Source organism: Pseudomonas emilianonis (assembly GCF_023072625.1).
GTDB classification, from domain to species: Bacteria; Pseudomonadota; Gammaproteobacteria; order Pseudomonadales; family Pseudomonadaceae; genus Aquipseudomonas; species Aquipseudomonas paraveronii.
Genome location: NZ_JAKNRV010000516.1, coordinates 1 through 2,811 on the forward strand (window position 1 = coordinate 1; position 2,811 = coordinate 2,811).

Genomic DNA, 2,811 nt, shown 5'->3' on the forward strand with positions numbered 1-2,811 from the left:
CGATGGCACCGCCGCCGATGCCTTGCAGGTGGGCGATCGCCTGTTCCACCGGCCCGCCGGGCGCGGCCTGTACGATGACGAAGTTGACCAGCAGGATGATCACCAGCGTCGGGATGATCAACAGCAGGCGGCGCACGATATAGGCAAACATCAGTGGGCCCCTCCGCGTTTTTTAAGCTGCGCGTTCATTTGTTCATTCGTCAGTGGCGTGGGGCTGATTTCCCACCAGGTTTCCAGGGCTTCGTCATTCTTCGCCTCGATGGCCGGGCGCCCGAAGCGGTTCCACCACGCGGCAGAGGTGCCGGGCGGGTAGTAGTTGGGGATCCACAGGTAGTTCCATTGCAGCACCCGGTCCAGCGCATGGGCATAGGTGAGCATCTGCGCCTGGGTGTTGGCCTTGACCAGGCCTTTGATCAGGCTGTCGATGGCCGGGTCCTTGAGCACCATGTAGTTGTTGGCGCCCGGGTCGAACGCGGCGGTAGAACCGAAGTAGTTGTACAGCTCCATCCCCGGCGACATGGTGACCGGGAAACCGGTGACGATCATGTCGTAGTCCCGTGTCATCAGCCGGTTGACGTATTGCGAGGAGTCGATGCGGCGGATGTTCAGGGTGATGCCGATCTGTGCCAGGTTGCGCTTGTACGGCAGCAACAGACGCTCAAGGCCGGGTTGGGCATAGAGGAAGGTGAATTCCAACGGCTCGCCCTCGGCGTTGACCAGCTTGTCGCCCTTGGGTTTCCAGCCGGCTTCTTCCAGCAGGGCCAGGGCTTGCAGTTGCTTGTCGCGGATCATGCCGCTGCCGTCGGTGACCGGCGCTTTGAAGACCTGTGTGAACACCTCGTCGGGCACCTGGCCGCGCAGCGGTTCGAGGATCGCTAGCTCTTCTGGAGTGGGCAATTGGCTCGCAGCCAGCGGGCTATTGGAGAAGTAGCTCTGCTGGCGGATGTACAGGTTGCGCATCATCTGCCGGTTGGCCCATTCGAAATCCCACAGCATCGCCAGGGCCTGGCGCACGCGACGGTCCTTGAACATCGGGTTCTGCACGTTGAACACATAGCCCTGGGCCGGTTGCGGCATCTCTTTGGCCAGGTGCGCCCGTTGCAGGCGGCCGTCATCCAGCGCCGGGCCGTTGTAGCCGATGGAGTAGCCGGTGGCGGAGAACTCGCGGTTGAAATCATACGCGCCGCCACGCAGCACCTGGCGCGCCACTTCGGTGTCGCCGAAATATTCCAGGCTCAGGTGATCGAAGTTGTACAGGCCACGGCTGACCGGCAAGTCCTTGCCCCACCAGTCAGGGTTGCGGGTAAAGGTGATGGTGCTGCCCGCGTCGATCTTGCTGACCTTATACGGGCCGCTGCCCAGCGGTGCTTCATAGCCGCCGCCGTTGGCGAAGTCGCGGGTTTTCCACCAGTGCTCGGGGAACACCGGCAGGGTGGCGATATCCAGCGGCAGGGTGCGGTTTTCATCGCTGGAAAAATCGAAGCGCACCTGGCGCTCGCCTTCGACTTCGACGTGTTTGACGTCGGCGAACAGCGTGCGAAAGCGCAGGCTGCCCTGGGTCATCAGCAAATCGAAGCTGTAGCGCACGTCTTCGGCGGTGATCGGTGTGCCATCGGCGAACCGTGCCTTGGGGTTGAGGTAGAAGCGCAGCGACAGGCCGTCGTCCGCACGTTCCATCTTCTCGGCGACCAGGCCGTAAACGGTGTACGGTTCGTCCAGGGAACGCAGGGCCAGCGGCGAATACAGCCAGCCGTCGATCTGGGACACGCCGATGCCTTTGTCGATATAGGGCAGCACATGGTCGAAGCGCCCGATCTCGATGGCCGAACGCCGCAGGCTGCCGCCCTTGGGCGCGTTGGGGTTGGCATAGTCGAAATGGCTGAAGCCGGCGGCATACTTGGCCGGTTCGCCATACACTGTCAGGTAGGTTTGCGGGGCTGCGATCACAGCGGTACTGGCCAGCAGCAGGGCCAGGGTGGAGCTAAATAGAGTCGAAAAAACCAGTCGCATTATCAGCCTTGAGCGCCGGGTGAAGAAGAATAGGGATTTGTACGCTAACGGCCTGAGCATCGCCAGTCATCCCATGCACAACGGCCCACCAAAAGGCGGGCCGTTGTTTCAAGCATCAGCGCGGACTGAATCAGTCCTGACGGCTGGTGACTTCCAGCAGGTGATAACCGAACTGGGTTTTCACCGGGCCTTGCACCGTGTTGACCGGGGCGCTGAACACCACGGCGTCGAATTCTTTAACCATCTGGCCTGGACCGAACGAACCCAGGTCGCCGCCTTGACGGCTGGAGGGGCAGGTGGAATTGGCTTTGGCAACGTCTGCGAAATCGGCGCCGCCTTCGATTTGGGCCTTGAGTTCATTGCACTTGTCTTCGGTGGCAACGAGGATGTGACGGGCGGTGGCTTTGGCCATGGGAATTAACTCCTTGAGTAAAAACGCTGAGCGTACCGGATTCAGGCGGTTATTTCCCCGCAAAGTTCCCCTGTTCGTGGCGGGCGTGCTTGATCTACGACAAGGGCAATGCGCAGGCGACGGCGCAAGATTGTCGCATTCATCCGTTTAGGAGCCGTGCTATGCAAGTGCTCGATCGACGCAAGGCCATGGCGATTCCCCCATTGTTTCGCCTGGCGTTCCGCCCGTTTTTCCTCGGCGCCTGCCTGCTGGCGGTGCTGGCAATTCCGCTGTGGTTGTTCGCCCTGGGCGGCGCCACCGGTACTTGGCAACCGGCCGGCGGCTGGTTGGCCTGGCACCGGCATGAGCTGCTGTTCGGCTTTGGCGTGGCGATCATCGCCGGCTTTTTG

At 61.7% G+C, this 2,811-nt stretch carries 3 protein-coding genes and 1 pseudogene; 1 reads left to right on the forward strand and 3 read right to left on the reverse strand.

Translation table 11 applies throughout. The features are described 5' to 3' along the window. The 3 genes and pseudogenes from L9Z73_RS28600 to L9Z73_RS28610 form a co-directional block, all read right to left on the reverse strand. Positions 1-151, reverse strand: a pseudogene (locus tag L9Z73_RS28600) (peptide ABC transporter permease); the annotation flags it as partial. Next, positions 151-2,010 carry an extracellular solute-binding protein gene (locus L9Z73_RS28605; protein ID WP_247408154.1) on the reverse strand — a complete coding sequence of 620 codons (1,860 nt, stop codon included), beginning with the start codon at positions 2,008-2,010 and terminating at the stop codon, positions 151-153. The gene L9Z73_RS28605 and the pseudogene L9Z73_RS28600, both read right to left, overlap by 1 nt. 130 nt (positions 2,011-2,140) lie before the next feature. Further along, positions 2,141-2,422: a peptidylprolyl isomerase gene (locus tag L9Z73_RS28610; protein WP_247408156.1), complete on the reverse strand. Its 282-nt coding sequence runs from the start codon at positions 2,420-2,422 to the stop codon at positions 2,141-2,143. 161 nt (positions 2,423-2,583) lie between these two features. Between L9Z73_RS28610 and L9Z73_RS28615 the strand changes: the two genes are divergently transcribed. Next, positions 2,584-2,811: NnrS family protein (locus tag L9Z73_RS28615; RefSeq protein ID WP_247408158.1), on the forward strand; the 228-nt coding region annotated here is incomplete at its 3' end.